Origin of the sequence: Escherichia sp. TW14182 (assembly GCF_000208525.1) — a bacterium.
Lineage (GTDB): Bacteria > Pseudomonadota > Gammaproteobacteria > Enterobacterales > Enterobacteriaceae > Escherichia > Escherichia ruysiae.
Window position 1 is genome coordinate 1 of the sequence record NZ_AEJZ01000222.1, and the last position, 22,863, is coordinate 22,863.

General features: G+C 50.6%; 24 protein-coding genes. 10 read left to right on the forward strand and 14 right to left on the reverse strand.

What is annotated here, in order from left to right; translation table 11 throughout:
* Positions 1–118: 118 nt before the first annotated feature.
* The 5 genes from EQY_RS0117195 to aspA all read right to left on the reverse strand — a co-directional run bounded on the left by EQY_RS0117195 (position 119) and on the right by aspA (position 5,713).
* On the reverse strand, positions 119–694 hold the full coding sequence (locus EQY_RS0117195) for a transcriptional regulator (RefSeq protein WP_024212635.1): 576 nt from the start codon (positions 692–694) through the stop codon (positions 119–121).
* Positions 695–730: 36 nt separating this feature from the next.
* Entirely contained in the window at positions 731–2,428 is a 1,698-nt protein-coding gene (gene dsbD, locus EQY_RS0117200) for a protein-disulfide reductase DsbD (RefSeq protein WP_000068989.1), read from the reverse strand.
* A complete protein-coding gene (cutA, locus tag EQY_RS0117205) occupies positions 2,404–2,742 on the reverse strand; it encodes a divalent cation tolerance protein CutA (protein WP_000883314.1) in 339 nt (112 codons plus the stop codon). Before cutA ends, dsbD begins: the two co-directional genes overlap by 25 nt.
* A gap of 115 nt (positions 2,743–2,857) precedes the next feature.
* Complete coding sequence (gene dcuA, locus EQY_RS0117210; protein ID WP_000961961.1) at positions 2,858–4,159, reverse strand: anaerobic C4-dicarboxylate transporter DcuA; 1,302 nt, start codon at positions 4,157–4,159, stop codon at positions 2,858–2,860.
* A 117-nt stretch (positions 4,160–4,276) separates the two neighbouring features.
* The gene (aspA, locus tag EQY_RS0117215) at positions 4,277–5,713 is read right to left on the reverse strand and encodes an aspartate ammonia-lyase (RefSeq protein ID WP_010344893.1); all 1,437 of its coding nucleotides are present in this window, start codon (positions 5,711–5,713) and stop codon (positions 4,277–4,279) included.
* A 336-nt stretch (positions 5,714–6,049) separates the two neighbouring features.
* Here aspA and EQY_RS0117220 point away from each other — a divergent pair, with 336 nt between their 5' ends.
* Positions 6,050–6,526, forward strand: coding sequence for an FxsA family protein (locus tag EQY_RS0117220; protein WP_001267445.1), 477 nt, complete (start codon positions 6,050–6,052; stop codon positions 6,524–6,526).
* 15 nt (positions 6,527–6,541) lie between these two features.
* Here the strand turns inward: EQY_RS0117220 and yjeH are convergent, their stop codons facing one another.
* Entirely contained in the window at positions 6,542–7,798 is a 1,257-nt protein-coding gene (yjeH, locus tag EQY_RS0117225; RefSeq protein ID WP_000015830.1) for an L-methionine/branched-chain amino acid transporter, read from the reverse strand.
* 275 nt (positions 7,799–8,073) lie between these two features.
* On the opposite strand from yjeH, the gene EQY_RS0117230 reads away from it, so the two are divergent.
* The 3 genes from EQY_RS0117230 (at position 8,074) to EQY_RS0117240 (ending at position 10,548) form a co-directional block, all read left to right on the forward strand.
* Entirely contained in the window at positions 8,074–8,367 is a 294-nt protein-coding gene (locus EQY_RS0117230) for a co-chaperone GroES (protein WP_001026276.1), read from the forward strand.
* Positions 8,368–8,410: 43 nt separating this feature from the next.
* Positions 8,411–10,057: a chaperonin GroEL gene (groL, locus tag EQY_RS0117235; protein WP_000729121.1), complete on the forward strand. Its 1,647-nt coding sequence runs from the start codon at positions 8,411–8,413 to the stop codon at positions 10,055–10,057.
* Positions 10,058–10,194: 137 nt separating this feature from the next.
* Positions 10,195–10,548, forward strand: a complete 354-nt coding sequence (locus tag EQY_RS0117240; RefSeq protein ID WP_000558209.1) for a DUF4156 domain-containing protein — start codon at positions 10,195–10,197, stop codon at positions 10,546–10,548.
* Between the two features lie 202 nt (positions 10,549–10,750).
* Here EQY_RS0117240 and EQY_RS0117245 read toward each other — a convergent pair whose 3' ends face one another.
* On the reverse strand, positions 10,751–11,620 hold the full coding sequence (locus EQY_RS0117245) for a YjeJ family protein (protein ID WP_001008042.1): 870 nt from the start codon (positions 11,618–11,620) through the stop codon (positions 10,751–10,753).
* Positions 11,621–12,001: 381 nt separating this feature from the next.
* A complete protein-coding gene (gene epmB / locus EQY_RS0117250; protein ID WP_000940512.1) occupies positions 12,002–13,030 on the reverse strand; it encodes an EF-P beta-lysylation protein EpmB in 1,029 nt (342 codons plus the stop codon).
* 41 nt (positions 13,031–13,071) lie between these two features.
* Between epmB and efp the strand changes: the two genes are divergently transcribed.
* The 4 genes from efp (at position 13,072) to sugE (ending at position 14,567) form a co-directional block, all read left to right on the forward strand.
* Complete coding sequence (gene efp / locus EQY_RS0117255) at positions 13,072–13,638, forward strand: elongation factor P (RefSeq protein WP_000257278.1); 567 nt, start codon at positions 13,072–13,074, stop codon at positions 13,636–13,638.
* Positions 13,639–13,689: 51 nt separating this feature from the next.
* Positions 13,690–13,815 carry a lipoprotein antitoxin entericidin A gene (ecnA, locus tag EQY_RS0117260; protein WP_000977757.1) on the forward strand — a complete coding sequence of 42 codons (126 nt, stop codon included), beginning with the start codon at positions 13,690–13,692 and terminating at the stop codon, positions 13,813–13,815.
* Positions 13,816–13,926: 111 nt separating this feature from the next.
* Positions 13,927–14,073 carry a lipoprotein toxin entericidin B gene (gene ecnB / locus EQY_RS0117265; RefSeq protein WP_000239596.1) on the forward strand — a complete coding sequence of 49 codons (147 nt, stop codon included), beginning with the start codon at positions 13,927–13,929 and terminating at the stop codon, positions 14,071–14,073.
* 176 nt (positions 14,074–14,249) lie between these two features.
* Positions 14,250–14,567, forward strand: a complete 318-nt coding sequence (sugE, locus tag EQY_RS0117270) for a quaternary ammonium compound efflux SMR transporter SugE (RefSeq protein WP_000118487.1) — start codon at positions 14,250–14,252, stop codon at positions 14,565–14,567.
* On the opposite strand, the gene blc is transcribed toward sugE, so the two are convergent.
* The 6 genes from blc to frdA form a co-directional block, all read right to left on the reverse strand.
* Complete coding sequence (blc, locus tag EQY_RS0117275) at positions 14,564–15,097, reverse strand: lipocalin Blc (protein WP_001238383.1); 534 nt, start codon at positions 15,095–15,097, stop codon at positions 14,564–14,566. The genes sugE and blc overlap by 4 nt on opposite strands.
* An 88-nt stretch (positions 15,098–15,185) precedes the next feature.
* Positions 15,186–16,319 (reverse strand): BlaEC family class C beta-lactamase, encoded by a 1,134-nt coding sequence (locus EQY_RS0117280; protein ID WP_000477363.1) that lies wholly within the window; start codon positions 16,317–16,319, stop codon positions 15,186–15,188.
* A 62-nt stretch (positions 16,320–16,381) separates the two neighbouring features.
* Positions 16,382–16,741 carry a fumarate reductase subunit FrdD gene (frdD, locus tag EQY_RS0117285; RefSeq protein WP_010344911.1) on the reverse strand — a complete coding sequence of 120 codons (360 nt, stop codon included), beginning with the start codon at positions 16,739–16,741 and terminating at the stop codon, positions 16,382–16,384.
* A 10-nt stretch (positions 16,742–16,751) separates the two neighbouring features.
* A complete protein-coding gene (frdC, locus tag EQY_RS0117290; RefSeq protein ID WP_000208757.1) occupies positions 16,752–17,147 on the reverse strand; it encodes a fumarate reductase subunit FrdC in 396 nt (131 codons plus the stop codon).
* A 10-nt stretch (positions 17,148–17,157) separates the two neighbouring features.
* A complete protein-coding gene (gene frdB, locus EQY_RS0117295; RefSeq protein ID WP_000829498.1) occupies positions 17,158–17,892 on the reverse strand; it encodes a fumarate reductase iron-sulfur protein in 735 nt (244 codons plus the stop codon).
* Positions 17,885–19,693 carry a fumarate reductase (quinol) flavoprotein subunit gene (frdA, locus tag EQY_RS0117300; RefSeq protein ID WP_001192969.1) on the reverse strand — a complete coding sequence of 603 codons (1,809 nt, stop codon included), beginning with the start codon at positions 19,691–19,693 and terminating at the stop codon, positions 17,885–17,887. The genes frdB and frdA overlap by 8 nt, the downstream gene beginning before the upstream one ends.
* Before the next feature lie 324 nt (positions 19,694–20,017).
* Here frdA and epmA point away from each other — a divergent pair, with 324 nt between their 5' ends.
* Positions 20,018–20,995 (forward strand): elongation factor P--(R)-beta-lysine ligase, encoded by a 978-nt coding sequence (gene epmA, locus EQY_RS0117305; protein ID WP_000004775.1) that lies wholly within the window; start codon positions 20,018–20,020, stop codon positions 20,993–20,995.
* 217 nt (positions 20,996–21,212) lie between these two features.
* Entirely contained in the window at positions 21,213–22,715 is a 1,503-nt protein-coding gene (gene yjeM / locus EQY_RS0117310) for a glutamate/gamma-aminobutyrate family transporter YjeM (RefSeq protein WP_024212636.1), read from the forward strand.
* The last annotated feature ends 148 nt before the right edge of the window (positions 22,716–22,863 follow it).

The following is a 22,863-nucleotide window of genomic DNA, read 5'->3' on the forward strand; positions in this document are numbered from 1 at the left end:
AGCTATCCGGGCAACGGGGCGCATTAAACCGTAATCTGCACATCTCGTCAACCTAATTTCAGTAAAAGCGATTCAACTGCTTAAGATTGCGGCAAATCGCTTCTTTTCTGTGTTTCTGTCAGGTCAGTGCGCCACCCTGGCGGCAGCGGGCGAAGCGCAGGATATCTTCCGCCAGCCGGTGTGCGGTGTCGACATCCGCCTGGCTACGATTCACCAGCATTCGGCTTAAACAGCCTTCCAGCACCAGTTCCATCTGCTTTGCCACCATCGCAGGATCGTCAACTTCCAGCGTGGTTAACAGTTCGTGGGTGAAATCGTAGGCCGCGCTTTTTTGCTGATCGGCCAGTTGATGAATAGGGTGGTCAGGATCGGGATAAAACGTACAGGCAGCGATAAACAGACAGCCCGGATAGCGGTTGTTTTTAACGCACTCTGATAACGCCTGATAACGCGCCAGCAGCTTTTGTTCGGCGGTTTGCGTTTCGTCCAGCATCAACTGACGACGCCAGACATCTATCTGTTGGCTAAGATAGCGCAGCGCGTCGTAGAGGATCGCCTCTTTGTCCGGCCAGAATCGCCTTAGCTCATCCAGCGGATAATCCACACGTTCAGCAACCATCTCCAGCGTGGTGTTGGCAATCCCTTGTAATTCTAATAATTTCAGGGCTTCTCCCAGTACATCTTCACGTTGCACGCTATTTTCCTCCGTCTTTCCCACTGCAAGTGTCGTTCACGGTTGGCGATCGCGCAAATGTGCGCTGAAGGTTTCAGCATCCATAAAGCCCGTGACGCGTGCTTGTGGATGCTCCTGGCCTTGTCCGTCAAAAAAGAGAATTGTCGGCAGTCCAAGGACATTTAGATGTTTTAACAGCGCCACATCTTGTGCGTCATTAGCGGTGACGTTGGCCTGAAGTAAGACTGTGTCAGCCAACGCTTTTTGCACCTGTGGGTCGCTAAAGGTGTATTTCTCGAACTCTTTACAGGCAACGCACCAGTCGGCATAGAGATCTAACATTACAGGTTTGCCTTTGGCTTCAACGAGCGCCTGATTTAACTCATCCACCGTTTTGATTGGTGTAAAGTTGAGATGCGCCTGAGTTTGTGCGGTATGAGTCGCACCAAATGCCCAGTCCTGGAGTGGGCGCACGCTAACCAACGCCGCTGCCAGTAGGATTATTTGCACAATGCGCATCCAACCGCGTTTGGCCTGTAAGCTGGTGACAAAGGCCCAGCTAAAGAATGCGACGCCAAGCGCCGACCACAAGCGTAATCCCCATATATCGCCAATCACTCGCTCAAGCAGGAAGACCGGCAGTGCGAGGATCACAAAACCAAACGCGGTTTTGACCTGTTCCATCCACGGACCGCTTTTCGGCAGCAGACGGTTGCCAAAGACGGTAATTAACATCAGCGGTAGACCCATGCCCAGCGCATAGAGATAAAGCGTGCCGCCGCCCAGCCACATGTTTCCGCTTTGGGCGATATATAGCAGAATCGCGCTAAGCGGCGCGGTGGTGCATGGTGAGCAGATCAAACCGGCAATCGCCCCCATAACAAACACACCGCCGGGCGAGCCACCCTGTTGGCGATTGCTCATCAGCGTGAGGCGCGTTTGCAGTGAAGAGGGGAGTTGCAGGGTAAACAAGCCAAACATCGACATCGCCAGCAAGGTAAAGACGATGGCGAGGCCAATAAGCACGTAAGGATGCTGTAGCGCCGCCTGGAACTGTAACCCTGCGGCGGCAACCACCAGACCCAGCGCCGTGTAGGTCAGCGCCATCCCTTGCACATAAATAAAGGTCAGCAACAATGCTCTGGTGGTGGAGAGCCGCTGTTTACCGCCCAGCACGATGCCGGAAATCAGTGGGTACATCGGCAGTACGCAGGGGGTGAAGGCGATGCCGATGCCGATCAACAATGCCCAGAGCGCAGAAAAGGGCAATTGCGCGGCGGGCTGCTCTTGCTGCGGGACAGACATCGGCTGTGGCGCTGCGTTGTTGGCAACCACTTCGCTTAACGGTACGGTTTTGGTTTCTGGTGGATAGCAGAAACCAGCGTCAGCGCAGCCCTGGTAAGTGACAGTTAATGTCGCGCCAGCCGTTGCCTGGTTGATGGTTACAGGAAGCGTCAGTCGCTTGCGGTAAATCTCGCTTTTGCCGTAAAACTCATCGTCATGCCAGACGCCTGGCGGTAACTGCACGTCGGCAATTTTCGCGTGTTCAGGCGTGATGCGGATCTGTTTACGGTAAAGGTAATAACCGTCTTTGATCTGCCAGGTCAGATTAAGATCATGTTGGTTTTGCTGAAAATCAAAAGCAAAAGCCTGATCAGCCGGGACAAATTGTGAGCGTCCTGGCGTGTCGAATAATCCGGCAAAAACGGAAGTGCTGCAAAGTAGCAGGATCAGCGTAAAGATGCGTTGAGCCATGAGAGGTAATCTGTGTCTCCGTGTATAACAGGTAAAACCAGAAGCTCCGGGGTTTGATACGGATGATGAGACTTCAGGCATTCCAGCAGAGCTTGCTGGTGAGCGTTGTCGGTTTTTAAGATCATCTGTACTTCATATTCCTGTTCCAGCTTACCTTCCCAGTAATAGAGTGAGGTTGCGCCGGGGAGCAGGGTTGCACAGGCCGCCAGTTTTTCTGCCAGCACTTTGGCGGCTAAATCCTGGGCTGTCGCTTCATCCGGTGCGGTACACAGCACCACGACAGACGCGGTATTCGAACTTTTATCATCAAGCATAAACACCTCGCAAGAACAGATGGAACCGCAAGAGAGAGGTCACTATACAACGGACGAGGGAATGATGTTAGTCGGCGGGAAAGAAAGCGGGGCGTGAACGCCCCGCGATTTGTCATTACAGCATGAAGCTACCCAGCACGAAGCCGAAGCAAACGGCCAGGGCAACACCCAGAGTACCTGGGATGAAGAACGGATGGTTGAAGACGAATTTACCGATACGAGTTGTACCCGTGTCATCCATCTGTACCGCAGCAACCAGCGTCGGGTAGGTCGGCAGAATGAACAGACCAGACACCGCAGCAAAAGAAGCAACAGCGGTCAGCGGAGAAACGTTCAGCGCCAGAGCCATCGGCATCAGTGCTTTTGCGGTTGCAGCCTGAGAGTACAGCAGAGCAGAAGCAAAGAAGAAGATGACAGCCAGCAGCCACGGATGACCCTGAATCACTTCACCAGCGGTATCTTTGATCCAGTCGATGTTGTTGGAAACGAAAGTATCGCCCAGCCATGCAACGCCCAGGATACAAATACAGGCGCTCATACCTGCTTTGAAGGTGCTGGAGTTGAGGATGTTGTCGGTATCAACTTTACAGATAACGGTAGTCAGAGTTGCAACGCTGAGCATGATGATCAGGATTGCGTTAGTGGTGTTCATCAGCGGTTTCTCAACCAGGCCCATGCTCGGGCTGTTGATGATTGCATAGATAACCACGCCAACTACGCCCAGCAGGAACAGCCAGACGGAAGTTTTTGCACCGGATTTGATTTCAATCTGCTTTTCACCGCGCAGTTCAACCAGACCTTCTTCCAGACGCTTGCGATAAATCGGATTGTCAGACAGTTTGGAGTTGAACAGCATAGTGACCAGGAAGGACATCACCAGAACCGCCAGCAGGGTGGACGGGATGACCACAGAGAGCAGATGAAGGTAGCTGATGCCATGACCTTCCATTACGGAAGACATGTAAACCACTGCCGCCGAGATTGGCGATGCGGTGATCGCAATCTGCGCGGAAACCACCGCAGTAGACAGCGGACGGCAAGGTTTAACGCCTTGTTCCTTCGCAACTTCAGCGATAACTGGCAGCGTTGCCAGAGAGATGTTGCCAGTACCCGCAAAAATTGTCAGGAAATAAGTCACGATCGGAGCGAGGATCGTGATGTATTTCGGGTTACGGCGCAGCAGCTTTTCTGTCTGATGAACCAGATAGTCCAGACCGCCAGCAACCTGCATGGCAGAAATAGCGGCGATAACCGCCATGATAATGGAAATGACATCGAACGGGATGTTACCAGGTTTGACGCCAATAGCGGCAAGAACCAGCACCCCCAATCCGCCTGCAAAACCAATACCTATTCCCCCCAGTCTGGCGCCCAAGAAGATCGCCAGCAAAACTATGATGAGTTCTACAACTAGCATATTAGCCTTCCTTGTTTTTTAACAAGTTGATATTAGATTGTTATTTTTAAGTTACTGCTCACAAGAAAAAAGGCACGTCGTCTGACGTGCCTTTTTTATTTGTACTACCCTGTACGATTACTGTTCGCTTTCATCAGTATAGCGTTTTGCTTTGTAAGCCGGGTGCATCAGATTCTGTACGGAGAAAATATCGTCTAGTTCCGCTTCAGTCAACAGACCGCGTTCCAGAACGACTTCACGTACACTCTTACCGGTTTCGGCACAGATTTTACCCACGATGTCACCGTTGTGGTGGCCGATGAACGGGTTCAGGTAAGTGACGATACCGATAGAGTTGTAAACGTAACCTTCGCACACTTCTTTGTTAGCAGTGATGCCGTTAACGCATTTTTCCAGCAGGTTGTAGCAAGCGTTGGTCAGAATATGAACTGATTCAAACATGGCCTGGCCAATGACCGGCTCCATAACGTTCAGCTGCAGCTGACCTGCTTCTGCTGCCATGGTAACAGTGGTGTCGTTACCGATGACTTTGAAGCATACCTGGTTAACCACTTCCGGAACAACCGGGTTTACTTTAGCTGGCATGATGGAAGAGCCCGCCTGCAGTTCCGGCAGGTTGATCTCGTTCAGGCCGGCACGTGGGCCAGAAGAGAGCAAGCGCAGGTCGTTACAGATTTTGGACATCTTCACAGCCAGGCGTTTCAGCGCACCGTGAACCATAACGTAAGCGCCGCAGTCAGAGGTCGCTTCGATCAGGTCTTCAGCCGGAACGCATGGGAAGCCAGTGACTTCAGCCAGTTTTTTCACTGCCAGCGGAGAGTACTCTTTCGGCGTGTTCAGGCCTGTACCGATTGCCGTTGCGCCGAGGTTAACTTCCAGCAGCAGTTCAGCGGTACGTTGGATGTTTTTCACTTCTTCTTTCAGCAGAATGCTGAAAGCGCGGAATTCCTGACCAAGGGTCATCGGTACTGCGTCCTGCAGCTGGGTACGACCCATTTTCAGGATGTCCTGGAATTCGACAGCTTTACGTTCAAAGCCTTCGCGCAGTTGGTTAATCGCATCTACCAGTTTAATCAGGGAAGAGTAAACCGCGATACGGAAACCGGTCGGGTAGGCGTCGTTAGTGGACTGACATTTGTTAACATGGTCGTTCGGGTTCAGGTACTGATATTCACCTTTCTGGTGACCCATCAGTTCCAGACCGATATTGGCCAGCACTTCGTTGGTGTTCATGTTTACGGAAGTACCTGCGCCGCCCTGGTAGACGTCTACCGGGAACTGATCCATGCATTTTCCGTTATTCAGGACTTCATCACATGCGGCAATGATTGCATTCGCTACACTTTTAGGAATGGTTTGCAGCTCTTTGTTTGCCATAGCTGCGGCTTTTTTAACCATTACCATACCGCGAACAAATTCAGGAATATCGCTGATTTTGCTGTTGCTGATATAGAAGTTTTCAATCGCTCTCAGAGTGTGAACACCATAGTAGGCATCAGCTGGAACTTCCCTGGTACCCAACAGATCTTCTTCGATACGAATGTTGTTTGACATGTGAACCTTCTTTTTCAAGCTGCCAATGATTTGCTTTAAACACACAGAATATATGTGGTTTCGAATGTTTTTCGACCGACGATTATCCCCTGCATCGGACGAATACCCAGGATCATATGCTGCTTGAGGATTTCTACCGTAATCTGGATCACTTTAAGTGTCGGTTTTTACCCCTTAATTATTAATTTGTGAAATAGATCACCGCTTTGGGATTACTACCAAAAATAGTTGCGCAAACATCTTGAAATTTTGCTAATGACCACAATATAAGCTGAACGCGATTCGCAACCCATTAAGGCGCCCGGATTTAACCGGTTGCTATTACAGGAGAAACCTTTGCGCTGGTTACCTTTTATTGCCATTTTCCTTTATGTCTATATTGAGATTTCAATTTTTATTCAGGTTGCCCATGTCCTGGGGGTATTGCTGACCCTCGTACTGGTTATATTCACGTCGGTTATCGGTATGTCACTGGTACGTAATCAGGGCTTTAAGAATTTTGTGCTGATGCAACAAAAAATGGCGGCGGGTGAAAACCCTGCGGCGGAGATGATTAAAAGTGTTTCGCTGATCATTGCCGGTTTGCTGCTTTTATTACCGGGCTTTTTCACCGATTTCCTCGGTCTTCTTCTTTTATTACCGCCGGTGCAAAAGCATCTGACAGTGAAGCTGATGCCGCATTTGCGTTTCTCCCGGATGCCGGGCGGCGGTTTTAGCGCCGGAACCGGTGGCGGTAATACTTTTGATGGTGAGTATCAGCGAAAAGATGATGACCGCGACCGCCTTGATCATAAAGACGATCGCCAGGATTAATGTCAAAACGCCGGATTATGTGGTTATGCCATTTTCCGGCGTTTTTCGTTTTGGCAGAAACAGCCATAACCCCGCCAGCATGATTAGCGCATAGAGACTTTTCCAGCCGACCATTGCCAATAACAGAACGCATAACAGCCCGCCAGTCACCGCCAGTACGCGATAACGTCCTTGTAATAATTTACAGCCTGCCAACATGCACAATAGGTAAATCATAATAAAGATGCCGTTGGCATAAATAATGAGTGCGTCCAGATTGATCTCTAAAGCATGAATCACCAACGTACTCACCACGCAACAGCCGAGCACGGCATTGAGGGCATTATTCGGGATATGGCGAGAAGAGAGGCGTGCCAGGTAGTGGTCAGGATTATGTTGCGCCTGCGACCAGACCAGGCGGGCGAAGCTCTGTATATAAATGTTGAGGCTGGCAAAGCAGGCCAGATAGCCAATCACGCAGGCAATCCATAACGCCCCTACACCGAATAGCTGCACCACAATTTTGGGAAGCGATGCAGCCGCCGCCATTTTTTCACCATAGGCGTCGAAGTGTAAGACGACTACCGTACAGCCCCAGTAGACTAATCCTGCCAGCAGCAGACCTATCATCAAAGCGCGCGGAAAATCACGCTCTGGATTTTTAAATTCCGAAGCGAGATGGGCAAATGCTTCCAGACCGACAAAGCACCAGAACATCACTGATAACGCAGCAAATAACCCGGTAAGTTCGATATCACCTGGCGCAGGGAAGGGGATGTTCGCAGGTTTGATATCGCCCGCCCACCAGATGGCGACAATCAGTGCGACGATAAGCCCGGCAATGACCGTTTGTAGATTAGCACTGGAACTGGCACCGCGAGTACCGATATACCACACCAGCGCCAGTGTTCCGAGTTCTGCCAACAATAGTTGCCAGCTATGCCAGCCAAACATCGCCTGGCCGAATCCGGCGGCAATTTGTAGCGCGGCGGGCAAACCTACGGGAATGACTGATAAAAACAGCCAGCCGGTGACTCTCTCAAGCCGCGAGCCGAACGCCATACCGACGAAGTGCGCAACACCGCCCGCGCTGGGATAGTGTCGACCCAGAATCGCAAACACAATTGCAATCGGGAACACTAAGATAATCAAAACAGGCCACGCCCAGAGGCTGTTATTGCCCGCTACCAGTGCAGCTAACGCAGGAACGGCAAACACGCCAGTGCCTAATAATGACGTCGATAGCAGGCCGATACCCTGGGCCAGCCCCAATTCTTGTTTGAGTCCACTCATGGGTTGATGTCCGATTGCGCCCAAATATTGGGCAACTGCGCAGGATTTCGATGGTAGCACAATCAGATTCGCTTATGACGGCGATGTCGAAATTGCGATGAAACGTGAGGTGAATCAGGATTTTTACCCGATTTTGTGCTGATCAGAATTTTTTTTCTTTTTCCCCCTTGAAGGGGCGAAGCCTCATCCCCATTTCTCTGGTCACCAGCCGGGAAACCACGTAAGCTCCGGCGTCACCCATAACAGATACGGACTTTCTCAAAGGAGAGTTATCAATGAATATTCGTCCATTGCATGATCGCGTGATCGTCAAGCGTAAAGAAGTTGAAACTAAATCTGCTGGCGGCATCGTTCTGACCGGCTCTGCAGCGGCTAAATCTACCCGTGGCGAAGTGCTGGCTGTCGGCAATGGCCGTATCCTTGAAAATGGCGAAGTGAAGCCGCTGGACGTGAAAGTTGGCGACATCGTTATTTTCAACGATGGCTACGGTGTGAAATCTGAGAAGATCGACAATGAAGAAGTGTTGATCATGTCCGAAAGCGACATTCTGGCAATTGTTGAAGCGTAATCCGCGCACGACACTGAACATACGAATTTAAGGAATAAAGATAATGGCAGCTAAAGACGTAAAATTCGGTAACGACGCTCGTGTGAAAATGCTGCGCGGCGTAAACGTACTGGCAGATGCAGTGAAAGTTACCCTCGGTCCGAAAGGCCGTAACGTAGTTCTGGATAAATCTTTCGGTGCACCGACCATCACCAAAGATGGTGTTTCCGTTGCTCGTGAAATCGAACTGGAAGACAAGTTCGAAAACATGGGTGCGCAGATGGTGAAAGAAGTTGCCTCCAAAGCGAACGACGCTGCAGGCGACGGCACCACCACCGCAACCGTACTGGCTCAGGCTATCATCACTGAAGGTCTGAAAGCTGTTGCTGCGGGCATGAACCCGATGGATCTGAAACGTGGTATCGACAAAGCCGTTACCGCTGCAGTTGAAGAACTGAAAACGCTGTCCGTACCGTGCTCTGACTCTAAAGCTATTGCTCAGGTTGGTACTATCTCCGCTAACTCCGACGAAACTGTAGGTAAACTGATCGCTGAAGCGATGGACAAAGTCGGTAAAGAAGGCGTTATCACCGTTGAAGATGGTACTGGTCTGCAGGACGAACTGGACGTGGTTGAAGGTATGCAGTTCGACCGTGGCTACCTGTCTCCTTACTTCATCAACAAGCCGGAAACTGGCGCAGTAGAACTGGAAAGCCCGTTCATCCTGCTGGCTGACAAGAAAATCTCCAACATCCGCGAAATGCTGCCAGTTCTGGAAGCTGTTGCAAAAGCAGGCAAACCGCTGCTGATCATCGCTGAAGATGTTGAAGGTGAAGCACTGGCAACTCTGGTTGTTAACACCATGCGCGGCATCGTGAAAGTCGCTGCGGTTAAAGCACCGGGCTTCGGCGATCGTCGTAAAGCAATGCTGCAGGATATCGCAACCCTGACCGGCGGTACTGTAATCTCTGAAGAGATCGGTATGGAGCTGGAAAAAGCGACCCTGGAAGACCTGGGTCAGGCTAAACGTGTTGTTATTAACAAAGACACCACCACCATCATTGATGGCGTGGGTGAAGAAGCTGCAATCCAGGGCCGTGTTGCTCAGATCCGTCAGCAGATTGAAGAAGCAACTTCTGATTACGACCGTGAAAAACTGCAGGAGCGCGTAGCGAAACTGGCAGGCGGCGTTGCAGTTATCAAAGTAGGTGCTGCTACCGAAGTTGAAATGAAAGAGAAAAAAGCACGCGTTGAAGACGCCCTGCACGCGACCCGTGCTGCGGTAGAAGAAGGCGTGGTTGCTGGTGGCGGCGTTGCGCTGATCCGCGTAGCGTCTAAACTGGCTGACCTGCGTGGTCAGAACGAAGACCAGAACGTGGGTATCAAAGTTGCACTGCGTGCAATGGAAGCTCCGCTGCGTCAGATCGTCCTGAACTGCGGTGAAGAACCTTCTGTTGTTGCTAACACCGTTAAAGGTGGCGACGGCAACTACGGTTACAACGCAGCAACCGAAGAATACGGCAACATGATCGACATGGGTATCCTGGATCCAACCAAAGTTACCCGTTCTGCTCTGCAGTACGCAGCTTCTGTGGCTGGCCTGATGATCACCACCGAGTGCATGGTTACCGACCTGCCGAAAAACGATGCAGCTGATTTAGGCGCTGCTGGCGGTATGGGCGGTATGGGTGGCATGGGCGGCATGATGTAATTGCCCTGCACCTTGCAGAAATAAAGAAACCCTCAGGCAGAAATGTCTGGGGGTTTTTCTTTTGGTCATCTTTCTAGTATAAGATTCAGACACGGACGACACGAGTTGCGTCCAGCTCATTGATTATGGGGAATAACATGCACGTAAAATACTTAGCAGGGATTGTCGGTGCCGCGCTACTGATGGCGGGTTGTAGCTCCAGTAACGAATTGAGTGCTGCCGGTCAGAGTGTGCGCATTGTTGACGAGCAACCAGGTGCAGAGTGCCAACTGATTGGTACTGCGACAGGTAAGCAAAGTAACTGGCTTTCCGGGCAACATGGTGAAGAAGGCGGTTCTATGCGCGGCGCAGCAAACGATCTGCGCAACCAGGCGGCTGCAATGGGCGGTAACGTGATTTATGGCATCAGCAGCCCGTCGCAGGGAATGTTGTCCAGTTTTGTCCCGACGGATAGCCAGATTATCGGTCAGGTTTATAAGTGCCCGAACTGATGTGATCCAGAGGCTGGATGACAAACGTGTAATTGCCTGATGCGCTTCGCTTATCAGGCCTACATCGGGCATTGCAACTGATTGAATGCTCGAGAATTTGTAGGCCAGATAAGGCGTTTACGCCGCATCCGGCATGATCAACGATCACGTTATCAGTAATTTCAGGCTGGAGGGCTCCAGCCTCGCATTCAAAAAGATGAGATTATTTCGCCTGTGGCGCGGCCTTGCTGATGGACTGAACTCGTAAGTGATGTATTGCGCGTAAGCATTGATCCTGAGTCAGTGGTTGGGCGTTATTTGCTGCTACTGTACGAACGTAGACCTGAGATGGCACACCCGCGAGTTTTTTCAGCCGTGGGCTGAAATCAAGCATCCGGCGTGTGATAGCCTCAATTTCTTTACCCGCTGTCGCTTCACGCGTTTTCACCACCGCGCCGCTAAATTGTTCTTTACCACTTTCATCTTTAAAGCGATAAAGCACCGCCAGATAATGGCTAAACAGATTATGTTTCCATTCCGGCTGAGAATAGGTGTCATATTCCAGATTGCCATTGTCCTGGCAGTCGACGTCATATAACGGCAGGAAATCTAATAGCGATGTAATACGCAATGCCAGTTCACGCATTTCAGCATTATTAATTGCATGAATGATTGCTCGCGCCAGCATTTCAATCTGCAACTCATTGACAATTAATTCACATTTACTGCCATCATGCAGAGTTAATGTGAATGTGAGATTTTCGCCCTGGTTATCGGTAAGTTCCAGAGTGTTGACCCGGCGATTAATATCGGCATTTTTAAGCTCATCAACCAGAATTTCTGGGATGTTTTCTGCCATTTTCTTAATGACTTTATCGCGAGCTTGCTCATACTGAAGGCGTGCAGCAGCATCCAGTTTATGCTTTTGATGCAGACGACTTTCCAGCGCAATCAGCAGGTCGCGCAGTTCCATGACAGACATAAAGAATAACGACTCTTTATTGCGAGGCTCTTTAATTTTCAGTGCCAGTGCAATGAAATTATTACTTTTGCGAATAACACCGGTATTAACACCCTTGATGCTTATGGCCATGTAGGTTCTCCCTAACCATTTCTCAATAAAATAATTAATTTTAATTTATAAGCCAGATAAATGGGCTTGGTAGTAATAGTTGTTAAAATAACATAAATAGCCGTGCTCACTCTATATAAACAGAAAAGAAAGGTTAATTATTGGTGTTAGTTATATAAAGAGTAACAACAGCAATGCATATGAATAATTAAAGGTTATGCAACGTGCAAAGATTAAATTTCCCAGTTTAATGACAGGTTGCTGTACTTGCGTTTGTTGCTCTTGCCGGATGCGGCGTAAATGCCTTATCCCGCCTACAGCTCATTGAGTTTCAATGCACGATGTAGGCCTGATAAGCGAAGCGCATCAGGCAATTTTCTGTTTAACTTCCCTGTTAATCAGTTACTGCTGGCGTAGCTGGAGATCCAGAGGCGTTTTGCTGGGTTCACCGCCAATCTCCCGTGCCAGTTTCGGCACCAGATATCCCGACACCAGTGTCAGTAACTCACGCATAATCTGCCGTGCTTCATCATCACTCACCATAAAATGCGCTGCGCCCTGCACTTTATCGAGCACATGCAGGTAATAGGGCATCACGCCCGCATCGAACAACGCATTACTCAGGTTTGCCAGCGTTTGCGCGTTGTCATTCACGCCACGTAACAGAACGCTCTGGTTCAGCAAAGTAACGCCCACGCGGCGCAACTTAGCCATTGCCTGACGGAATGTTTCATCTACTTCATTGGCATGGTTGATGTGATTCACCAGCAAGATTTGCAACGTAGAACGGGCAAAGCGTTCAGCCAGCGACTCTGTGATGCGCGCCGGGATCACAATCGGCAGACGGCTGTGAATCCGCAGACGTTTGATATGCGGGATCGCCTCCAGTTGCGTCAGCAGCCAGTCCAGCTCGTGATCTTTCGCCATCAGCGGATCGCCGCCGGAGAAAATAATCTCGTCCAGTTCCGGATGCGCCGCAACATACTCAAGCGCCGCCTGCCAGTTACGCTTGTTGCCCTGATTTTCGGCATACGGGAAGTGGCGACGGAAACAGTAGCGACAATTTACCGCGCAGCCGCCTTTAACCAACAGTAGCGCCCGGTTGTGATATTTATGCAACAAACCAGGCACTACGCTGTGCTGTTCTTCCAGCGGATCGGTGGAGAATCCGGGTGCGACGACAAACTCATCTTGCGAGGTAAGTACCTGACGCAAAAGTGGATCGTCAGGATTGCCTTTCTCCATGCGATCGATAAATGAGCGGGGCACGCGCAGTGCAAACAGCTTTTTGGCGCTGCGTCCGGCCAACAGTTTTTCGTCCGCGTCTATATTCAAAAGGCGCAGAAGTTCATCAGGATCGGTCACAACATCGGCAAGTTGCGTTAACCAATCTTCTCTGGATGGGGTATTTAGGGTTACAATATGCGCCATTTTGTGGCTTAGCTACCAATTAACAAATTTCAGAGGGCCTTATGGCAACGTACTATAGCAACGATTTTCGTGCTGGTCTTAAAATCATGTTAGACGGCGAACCTTACGCGGTTGAAGCGAGTGAATTCGTAAAACCGGGTAAAGGCCAGGCATTTGCTCGCGTTAAACTGCGTCGTCTGCTGACTGGTACTCGCGTAGAAAAAACTTTCAAATCTACTGATTCCGCTGAAGGCGCTGATGTTGTCGATATGAACCTGACTTACCTGTACAACGACGGTGAGTTCTGGCACTTCATGAACAACGAAACCTTCGAGCAGCTGTCTGCTGATGCGAAAGCAATTGGCGACAACGCTAAATGGCTGCTGGATCAGGCAGAGTGCATTGTAACTCTGTGGAATGGTCAGCCGATCTCCGTTACTCCGCCGAACTTCGTTGAACTGGAAATCGTTGATACCGATCCGGGTCTGAAAGGCGATACCGCAGGTACTGGCGGCAAACCGGCTACCCTGTCTACTGGCGCTGTGGTTAAAGTTCCGCTGTTCGTACAGATCGGCGAAGTCATCAAAGTGGATACCCGCTCTGGTGAATACGTCTCTCGCGTGAAGTAATGCGGTTGTGGTGCGGCCTGCTGGCTGCACCATCACTTATTCAGGTCAGAGATGATGAAACGCCTTATCGTTCTTGTTTTGCTTGCCAGCACGCTGCTTACGGGCTGTAACACCGCTCGGGGGTTCGGCGAAGACATCAAACATCTTGGTAATTCCATCTCCCGCGCTGCCAGCTAATTTATTCTTCACTTCCGAAAAATCATCAGATTTCCGTCATTTTTGGTGATGTTGTCTATTATTAATTTGCTATAGGCAAACACAAATAACATTACCTAAAAGGAAGACGTTATGGTTAAGAAGACAATTGCAGCGATCTTTTCTGTTCTGGTGCTTTCAACTGTATTAACCGCCTGCAATACCACGCGCGGCGTTGGTGAAGACATTTCTGATGGCGGTAACGCGATTTCTGGCGCAGCGACGAAAGCGCAGCAATAAGCAATAACGGTACGGCAGATTTGTCGTGCCGTTTGTTTTTCTCGGCAGTAATCACTGTCGTAACCGTTGAAATTTCCTCTTAAATCGGCAAAATACCTCCTTCACCATCTGCTTTGCAGGACGACCTGCAAACGCTTCTTTTCACCGGGGACGGCCCCAAATCTCCGGAGCCTGATATGTCCTGGATAATCTTAGTTATTGCTGGTTTGCTGGAAGTGGTATGGGCGGTTGGCCTGAAATATACGCACGGCTTTAGTCGCCTGACACCAAGCGTTATTACCGTGACGGCGATGGTTGTTAGTATGGCGCTACTTGCCTGGGCGATGAAATCGTTACCAGTAGGGACGGCTTATGCCGTGTGGACGGGAATTGGCGCAGTCGGGGCGGCGATTACCGGCATTGTACTGCTCGGTGAGTCCGCTAACCCGATGCGCCTGGCGAGTCTGGCGTTAATCGTACTGGGGATTATTGGTCTGAAACTTAGCACCCATTAACTGCCGGGCTGCTGTACCCAAATAAACTTACTGACATCAAACCCTTCCCGGGTCGCGACTGCCAGCATCTCCTGTTTAACTTCGTCAGAAATGGTTGGCGTGCGAGAGAGAATCCACAGGTAATCGCGATCCGGGCCGCAAACCAGCGCATGGCGGTACTCCCGATCTAGCGCAATGACGTTATAGCCGCCATAGAAAGGGCCAAAGAACGACACTTTCAGCGCGGCGCGATGCGGGTCTCCCGTAAAGTACGCTTTTCCTTCGCTTTGCTGCCACATCTCTCTGTCCGGATTATAACCCTTGTTGATGACATTCAGGCCGCCGTCATCCCGCAGGCTATACGTCGCAGTCACTTTCTCCAGCCCGCGTTCAAAACGGTGATCAAAACGGGCAATCTCATACCACGTACCCAAATAGCGTTTGGTATCGAAATTATTTACCACAGTGACGCCACGCGGCGGTGTGGGAGAACTACAGGCAACGACCAGAAATGCCGCTGTCGCTGCGGCAACGAGAGGGAGCAGGCGCATAAATGTTTCCTTACTGGTTTTTTTCTAAGTGTAGATGACAGAAAGGAAATGCGGATAAAAGGTCCGAAAATTCGGACCATCTGCGTTGTTATTGCAAAGCGTTGAGAATCTGCCAGGCGGCAGCGACTCTCGCTGGATTGGGATAGTTTTTGTTAGCCAGCATCACAATCCCCAGCTCTTTCTCTGGAATAAATGCGATGTAGCTACCAAATCCGCCGGTCGCGCCTGTTTTATGTACCCATGATGCTCGTACCGCAGGGGCGGGGGGCGTAATCGCTTTTACTGGTCGTGCTGCCAGCGCAATTTTACTGTCGCTGCCATTAATGATGCTGTCTGGATCTACCGGCCAGTCGAGCATTTCCCAGCCCAGACCTTGATACATGTCGCCAGTTTGCCAGTAGCGTGACTGCGCCAGCTGGATACCTTGCTGAAGTGTTTTGTCGTTGATATCACGGGGATTCATATTGCTCTGCGCCCAGCGAGCCATATCTTCAATGGTTGATTTCACACCGTAAGCTTCAGCATCTAACGCCCCTGGCGAAACATGCACGGCCTTGCCTTCGCGATATCCCCTGGCGTAATTTTTTTCTTCTGCGGGCGGCACATTAATCCACGTATGGGTGAGTTTGAGTGGTTGAAAAACACGAGTTTGCATCGCCTGTTCAAAGCTCAAACCGGATGGTTTCACTGCCAGCGCGCCGAACAAACCGATGCTGGAGTTAGCATACAGACGCTGTGTTCCTGGTGCCCAGGTGGGTTGCCAGTTTTGATAGAAACGTAGCAAGTCGCCTGAGGACTTCACTTCATCGGGCACCTGTAACGGCAGCCCGCCAGCGGTGTAGGTTGCAAGATGTAATAGCGTGATTCCGTTCCACTGTTTAGCAGTAAGTTCAGGCCAGTATTTTGTCGCGGGATCGCTTAGGTTGATTTCCCCTCGTGCAATAGCGTCGCCACCGAGCACACCCGTAAATGTTTTGCTGACCGAACCTAACTCAAACAACGTTTGCTGTGTGACGGGCTGCTTTTTTGCTACGTCCGCATAGCCCCAGGTAAAGTAATAAGGTTTACCCTGATAAATCACCGCCACCGCCATGCCAGGGATTTTGTGTTGCTCTATAAGCGGAGTCATTGTGCGATGCACAATATCGTTGAGCTGTTGGGGGGCGGAGAGTGCGGAGCAAGAGGCGGTAATTAATAAGGCGCAGAGCGTCGTTTTGAACATAGGGTCTGGTTTCCATACAAAACGGCCCGCCTATGGCGGGCCGGATTTACATTGGTGATGCGTTAGATTGTAACGATACCAATCAGCGTGACAACTGTCAGGATAGCAGCCAGACCGTAGAAAACCCATTTGCCCGCAGGCACGTGGATTTTCAGATCGTGCATCGCGTGATGCATACGGTGTAAACCACACCACAGCGGCAGGACGATCATCAGGAACAGGAATACGCGACCAATGAAGCTCTGTGCAAACGCCAGAATGCGCTCATAGCTCAGTGCATCGCCCGGAAACAGGCCCAGTGGTAGCAGAATGCCAACCAGCAGGATCATCACCGGCGCAATGATGGCGCTCCACATACCACCGGCCCCGAAGAGGCCCCAGAATACCGGTTCGTCAGAACGCTTTGGATTTGGATTAATCATCTCAGGCTCCTTACCAGTACAGGGCAACAAACAGGATTACGATGGTGGCAACCACAGTTACCGCCCAGAGACTTTTGATAATTGGCTCTGGTCCCATTTTTTCGTCTTTTACAATGATATTGGCCGCTTTCGGTGCCAGTTCAAACCAGGTTTTGGTGTGCAGCAGAGCTGCCGCCAGAGTGATCAGGTTAATGATCACAATAACCGGGTTTTGTAAAAAGTCGACGAATCCCGCCCAGGCTTCCGGGCCATTTTTCAGGGCAAACAGCCCGAAAATCAGTTCAATGCTGAACCACACAGCCGGAACCGCCGTGCCTTCGCGCAGCATGTAAAAGCGATAAAACGGCAACTTCTTCCACCAGGTGGACGTCATTGGCCGTACATACGGTTTACGTTTAGTCGTCATGTTGCACTCCTTAGCGTGGTTTCAGGGTCGCGATAAGAAAGTCTTTCGAACTTTCTACTTTGCCCTGCTGAATGGCCGCAGCCGGATCGACGTGTTTCGGGCAGACTTCGGAGCAGTAGCCCACGAAAGTACAGCTCCATACGCCGTTCTGGCTGTTTAACTGCGCCATACGCTCCTTCTTACCGTGGTCGCGGCTATCTTCGTTATAACGATGCGCCAGCGTAATGGCAGCCGGACCGATGAACTCTGGGTTCAGGCCAAACTGCGGGCACGCGGCGTAGCACAGACCACAGTTGATGCAACCGGAGAACTGGTGATACTTCGCCATCTGCGCCGGGGTCTGGATGTTAGTACCCTGATCCGCAGTGCGGGAGTTGCCGATGATGTACGGTTTGATCGCTTCCAGACTTTCGATGAAGTGGGTCATATCGACGACCAGATCGCGTTCGATCGGGAAGTTAGCTAACGCTTCAACCTTCATACCGTCGGTGTAGTCACGCAGGAAGGTTTTACATGCCAGTTTCGGTACGTTGTTAACCATCATGCCGCAGGAACCACAAATCGCCATACGGCAGGACCAGCGGTAGCTCAGGTCTGGTGCCAGGTTGTCTTTGATGTAGCCCAGCGCATCCAGTAATGAGGTGGTTGCGTCATAAGGCACTTCGTAGAATGCGCTATGCGGTGCGGTATCGACTTCCGGGTTATAGCGCACCACCTCGATTTTCAGGTTCTTCATCTCAGCCATTCGCCTTCTCCTTCTTATTGGCTGCTTCCGCCTTATCGGCTGCATCCGCTTCGCCACCGTAAACGCGTTTAGCTGGCGGCAGCGTAGTAATCTTCACGTCGCTGTACTCCAGGCGGGTAGTGCCATCAGCATCGCGGAAGGCGAGGGTGTGTTTGAGGAAGTTGACGTCGTCACGCTCGGTGCAACCTTCGTCCAGACGCTGGTGTGCGCCGCGAGATTCTTTACGTGCCATTGCGGAGTGCGCCATACATTCAGCAACGTTCAGACCGTGACCCAGTTCAATGGTGTAGAGCAGGTCGGTGTTGAACACGCTGGAGGTATCGGTGATGCGCACGCGCTTGAAGCGTTCCTGCAGCTCCGCCAGTTTGTCGATGGTTTTCTGCATCAGTTCCGGTGTACGGTAGATACCGCAACCTTCTTCCATGGACTGACCCATTTCGTCGCGGATCTTCGCCCAGTTTTCGCCGCCATCCTGGTTAACCAGATCTTTCAGACGCTGCTCAACGCCAGCAACCTGGGCATTGATTGCCGCATCGTTGCCATTACCGGCGGTAGATGCGCGTTCCATAGCTTGCTCACCCGCCAGACGACCGAAGACCACCAGTTCTGCCAGCGAGTTGGAACCCAGACGGTTTGCACCGTGCAGACCAACAGAAGAACATTCGCCAACGGCAAACAGACCTTTAATACGGGTTTCGCAGTTCTGATCGGTTTCGATACCGCCCATGGTGTAGTGCGCGGTCGGACGTACCGGAATCGGTTCTTTAACCGGATCGACGCCAACGTACGCTTTCGCCAGTTCACAGATGAACGGCAGACGTTCGTGCAGTTTTTTCTCGCCCAGATGACGCAGGTCGAGATAAACCACATCGCCACGTGGCGTGGAGATGGTGTTACCTTTACGCCATTCGTGCCAGAAGGCCTGAGAAACTTTGTCGCGCGGACCCAGTTCCATATATTTGTTTTTCGGCTCGCCCAGCGGCGTTTCCGGGCCCATACCGTAGTCTTGCAGATAACGGTAGCCGTTTTTGTTGACCAGAATACCGCCTTCACCACGGCAACCTTCGGTCATCAGGATACCGGAACCTGGCAGGCCGGTCGGGTGATATTGAACGAATTCCATATCACGCAGCGGAACGCCATGGCTCAGCGCCATACCCATACCGTCACCAGTTACGATACCGCCATTGGTGTTGTAGCGATATACACGACCCGCACCGCCGGTTGCCATGACTACCGCATTAGCGCGGATCTGTACCAACGTACCTTCCATCATGTTCATGGCTACCAGGCCGCGAACATGACCATCATCGACCAGAATATCCAGCACGAAGTGTTCGTCAAAACGCTGGATCTGCGGGAATTGCAGAGAGGTCTGGAACAGCGTGTGCAGCATATGGAAGCCGGTCTTATCGGCGGCGAACCAGGTACGCTCGATTTTCATGCCGCCGAAGCGACGTACGTTGACGCTACCATCCGGGCGACGGCTCCATGGGCATCCCCACAGTTCCAGTTGGGTCATTTCGGTTGGGCAGTGGTGGACGAAATAATCCACGACATCCTGCTCACACAACCAGTCGCCACCCGCTACTGTATCGTGAAAGTGATATTCGAAGCTGTCATGATCCTGCGCGACAGCGGCGGAGCCCCCTTCAGCGGCAACGGTATGGCTGCGCATCGGGTATACTTTTGAGATTAGTGCGATTTTTGCATTTGGATTTGCCTGCGCGGCAGCAATTGCAGCACGTAATCCCGCGCCACCGGCACCTACAATGGCAAGATCGGCTTGAAAGGTTTGCACGACATTCCTCCAGATTGTTTTTATCCCGCAGCACCGTACTTCAGGGTAAGTATCTGAAAGTTACGGCCTGCGAACGCTATTCCACTGCTCCTTTATAGGTACAACAGTATAGTCTGATGGATAAGTCTGAAATTTGACGAGATCGATTTTTTTAGCGTGCCAGGGGGCTAAATTATCACTGAAGATGATTAATTTAATTACTAAACCATCATATTGCGGTTTTTTTAGTCGCCGTCCACCGTTGATTGATTCCTGCGTAAAATTTGTCTCGCCGCCGCGTTGCGAGTAGACTTCGTGCCCTTGTTAAAAACTGGAGATTTTACTATGAGCGAAACGGCATCCTGGCAGCCGAGCGCGTCTATTCCTAACTTATTAAAACGTGCGGCGATTATGGCGGAGATCCGTCGTTTCTTTGCCGATCGTGGAGTGCTGGAGGTGGAGACGCCTTGTATGAGCCAGGCAACGGTAACCGATATTCATCTGGTCCCGTTTGAGACACGTTTCGTTGGCCCCGGGCATTCGCAGGGGATGAATCTCTGGTTAATGACCAGTCCGGAATACCACATGAAACGCCTGTTGGTGGCCGGTTGTGGTCCGGTATTCCAGCTGTGCCGCAGCTTCCGTAATGAAGAGATGGGGCGTTATCACAACCCTGAGTTTACTATGCTGGAGTGGTATCGACCGCACTATGATATGTACCGGTTGATGAACGAGGTGGACGATCTTCTGCAACAGGTGCTGGACTGCCCGGCAGCAGAAAGCCTCTCTTATCAGCAAGCCTTCTTGCGTTATCTGGAAATTGATCCGCTCTCTGCTGATAAAACGCAGTTGCGGGAAGTGGCGGCAAAGCTGGATCTCAGCAACGTTGCAGATACCGAAGAAGACCGCGACACGCTGCTGCAACTGTTGTTTACCTTTGGCGTGGAACCGAACATTGGTAAAGAGAAACCAACTTTTGTGTACCATTTTCCAGCCACTCAGGCATCACTGGCACAAATCAGTACCGAGGATCATCGGGTCGCAGAACGCTTCGAGGTCTACTACAAAGGTATTGAGCTGGCGAATGGTTTCCATGAATTGACGGATGCCCGTGAACAGCAACAACGCTTTGAACAGGATAACCGTAAACGTGCGGCACGTGGTTTACCGCAGCATCCTATCGACCATAACCTGATCGAAGCTCTTGAAGTTGGTATGCCCGACTGTTCCGGCGTGGCGTTAGGCGTTGACCGCCTGGTGATGTTAGCACTGGGCGCGGAGACACTGGCAGAAGTGATCGCCTTTAGTGTTGACCGGGCATAATTCTGAAAAATTGGCTAAAATCCAACACAGAATGGCGTAGCTGGCGCCATTCTGTAGCATATGTTTTCATTTTTCCGCTAAAGCGCACAATTTAAGACTGGATGTTTGCTATCATCCAGGTATCAATTCTGTTTTAGTTTTATTGTTGCCCACCAATCGGTGGGTAGTGCAGTTAGTTGGCGCGTTTAATATGCGCGCTGAAATGAAGGATGATTTCATGCCTCACACGATAAAAAAGATGAGTCTAATTGGACTCATACTGATGATCTTTACTTCAGTATTCGGTTTTGCGAATAGCCCTTCGGCTTATTATTTAATGGGATATAGTGCGATTCCGTGGTATATATTTTCTGCATTATTATTCTTTATTCCATTCGCCTTAATGATGGCTGAAATGGGGGCTGCCTATCGCAAAGAAGAAGGCGGTATCTATTCCTGGATGAATAATAGCGTTGGGCCACGTTTTGCTTTCATCGGCACATTTATGTGGTTTTCCTCTTATATCATTTGGATGGTGAGTACCTCCGCTAAAGTCTGGGTGCCGTTTTCTACTTTCCTCTATGGTAGCGATATGACCCAGCACTGGCGCATTGCTGGGCTTGAGCCTACGCAGGTGGTTGGGCTGCTGGCTGTAGCATGGATGATTCTGGTTACCGTCGTTGCCTCGAAAGGGATTAATAAAATTGCCCGTATTACTGCGGTGGGCGGTATTGCAGTAATGTGTCTTAATTTAGTATTGCTGTTAGTAAGCATTACTATTTTGTTATTAAATGGTGGGCATTTCGCGCAGGATATTAATTTCCTGGCATCACCGAATCCGGGATATCAGTCCGGTCTGGCGATGTTATCTTTTGTCGTATTTGCCATTTTTGCTTATGGCGGAATTGAGGCTGTAGGTGGGCTGGTAGATAAAACGGAAAACCCAGAAAAGAACTTTGCTAAAGGTATTGTTTTTGCCGCTATTGTTATTTCAATCGGTTATTCGTTAGCAATATTCTTATGGGGCGTCAGCACTAACTGGCAGCAGGTATTAAGTAATGGTTCTGTTAACCTTGGTAATATTACTTATGTGCTGATGAAGAGCCTGGGGATGTCTCTGGGTAATGCACTGCATTTATCACCTGAAGCGTCATTGTCGCTGGGCGTATGGTTTGCGCGTATTACCGGACTTTCCATGTTCCTTGCCTACACCGGTGCGTTCTTTACGCTTTGCTACTCACCACTGAAAGCGATTATTCAAGGGACGCCGAAAGCCTTGTGGCCGGAGCCGATGACGCGCCTGAACGCCATGGGGATGCCATCCATTGCTATGTGGATGCAGTGTGGGTTGGTTACTGTCTTCATCCTGCTGGTTTCCTTTGGCGGTGGCACCGCATCGGCGTTCTTTAACAAGCTGACGCTGATGGCGAACGTTTCCATGACCATTCCATATCTGTTCCTCGCGCTGGCTTTCCCGTTCTTTAAAGCGCGTCAGGATCTCGACAGACCGTTTGTGATTTTCAAAACGCATATGTCGGCAATGATCGCAACTGTGGTTGTTGTACTGGTGGTGACATTTGCGAACGTCTTCACCATCATTCAGCCTGTAGTTGAAGCCGGAGACTGGGACAGCACATTGTGGATGATTGGCGGGCCTGTCTTCTTCTCGCTGTTAGCGATGGCGATTTACCAGAACTATTGCAGCCGCATGGCGAATCAGCCTCAGTTAACTTTAGATTGATTATCTGCAATAACAACTCATCGCCAGTCCGGCGATGAGTTGTCAGGAAGAAATGCGTTATGGATGATACTCTCCGGAGCCGGAGATAACTGAAGATGAAGTTAAGCTGCTAAATTAGCCACGTTGGCGTCATTTGGCAGCTTCACAC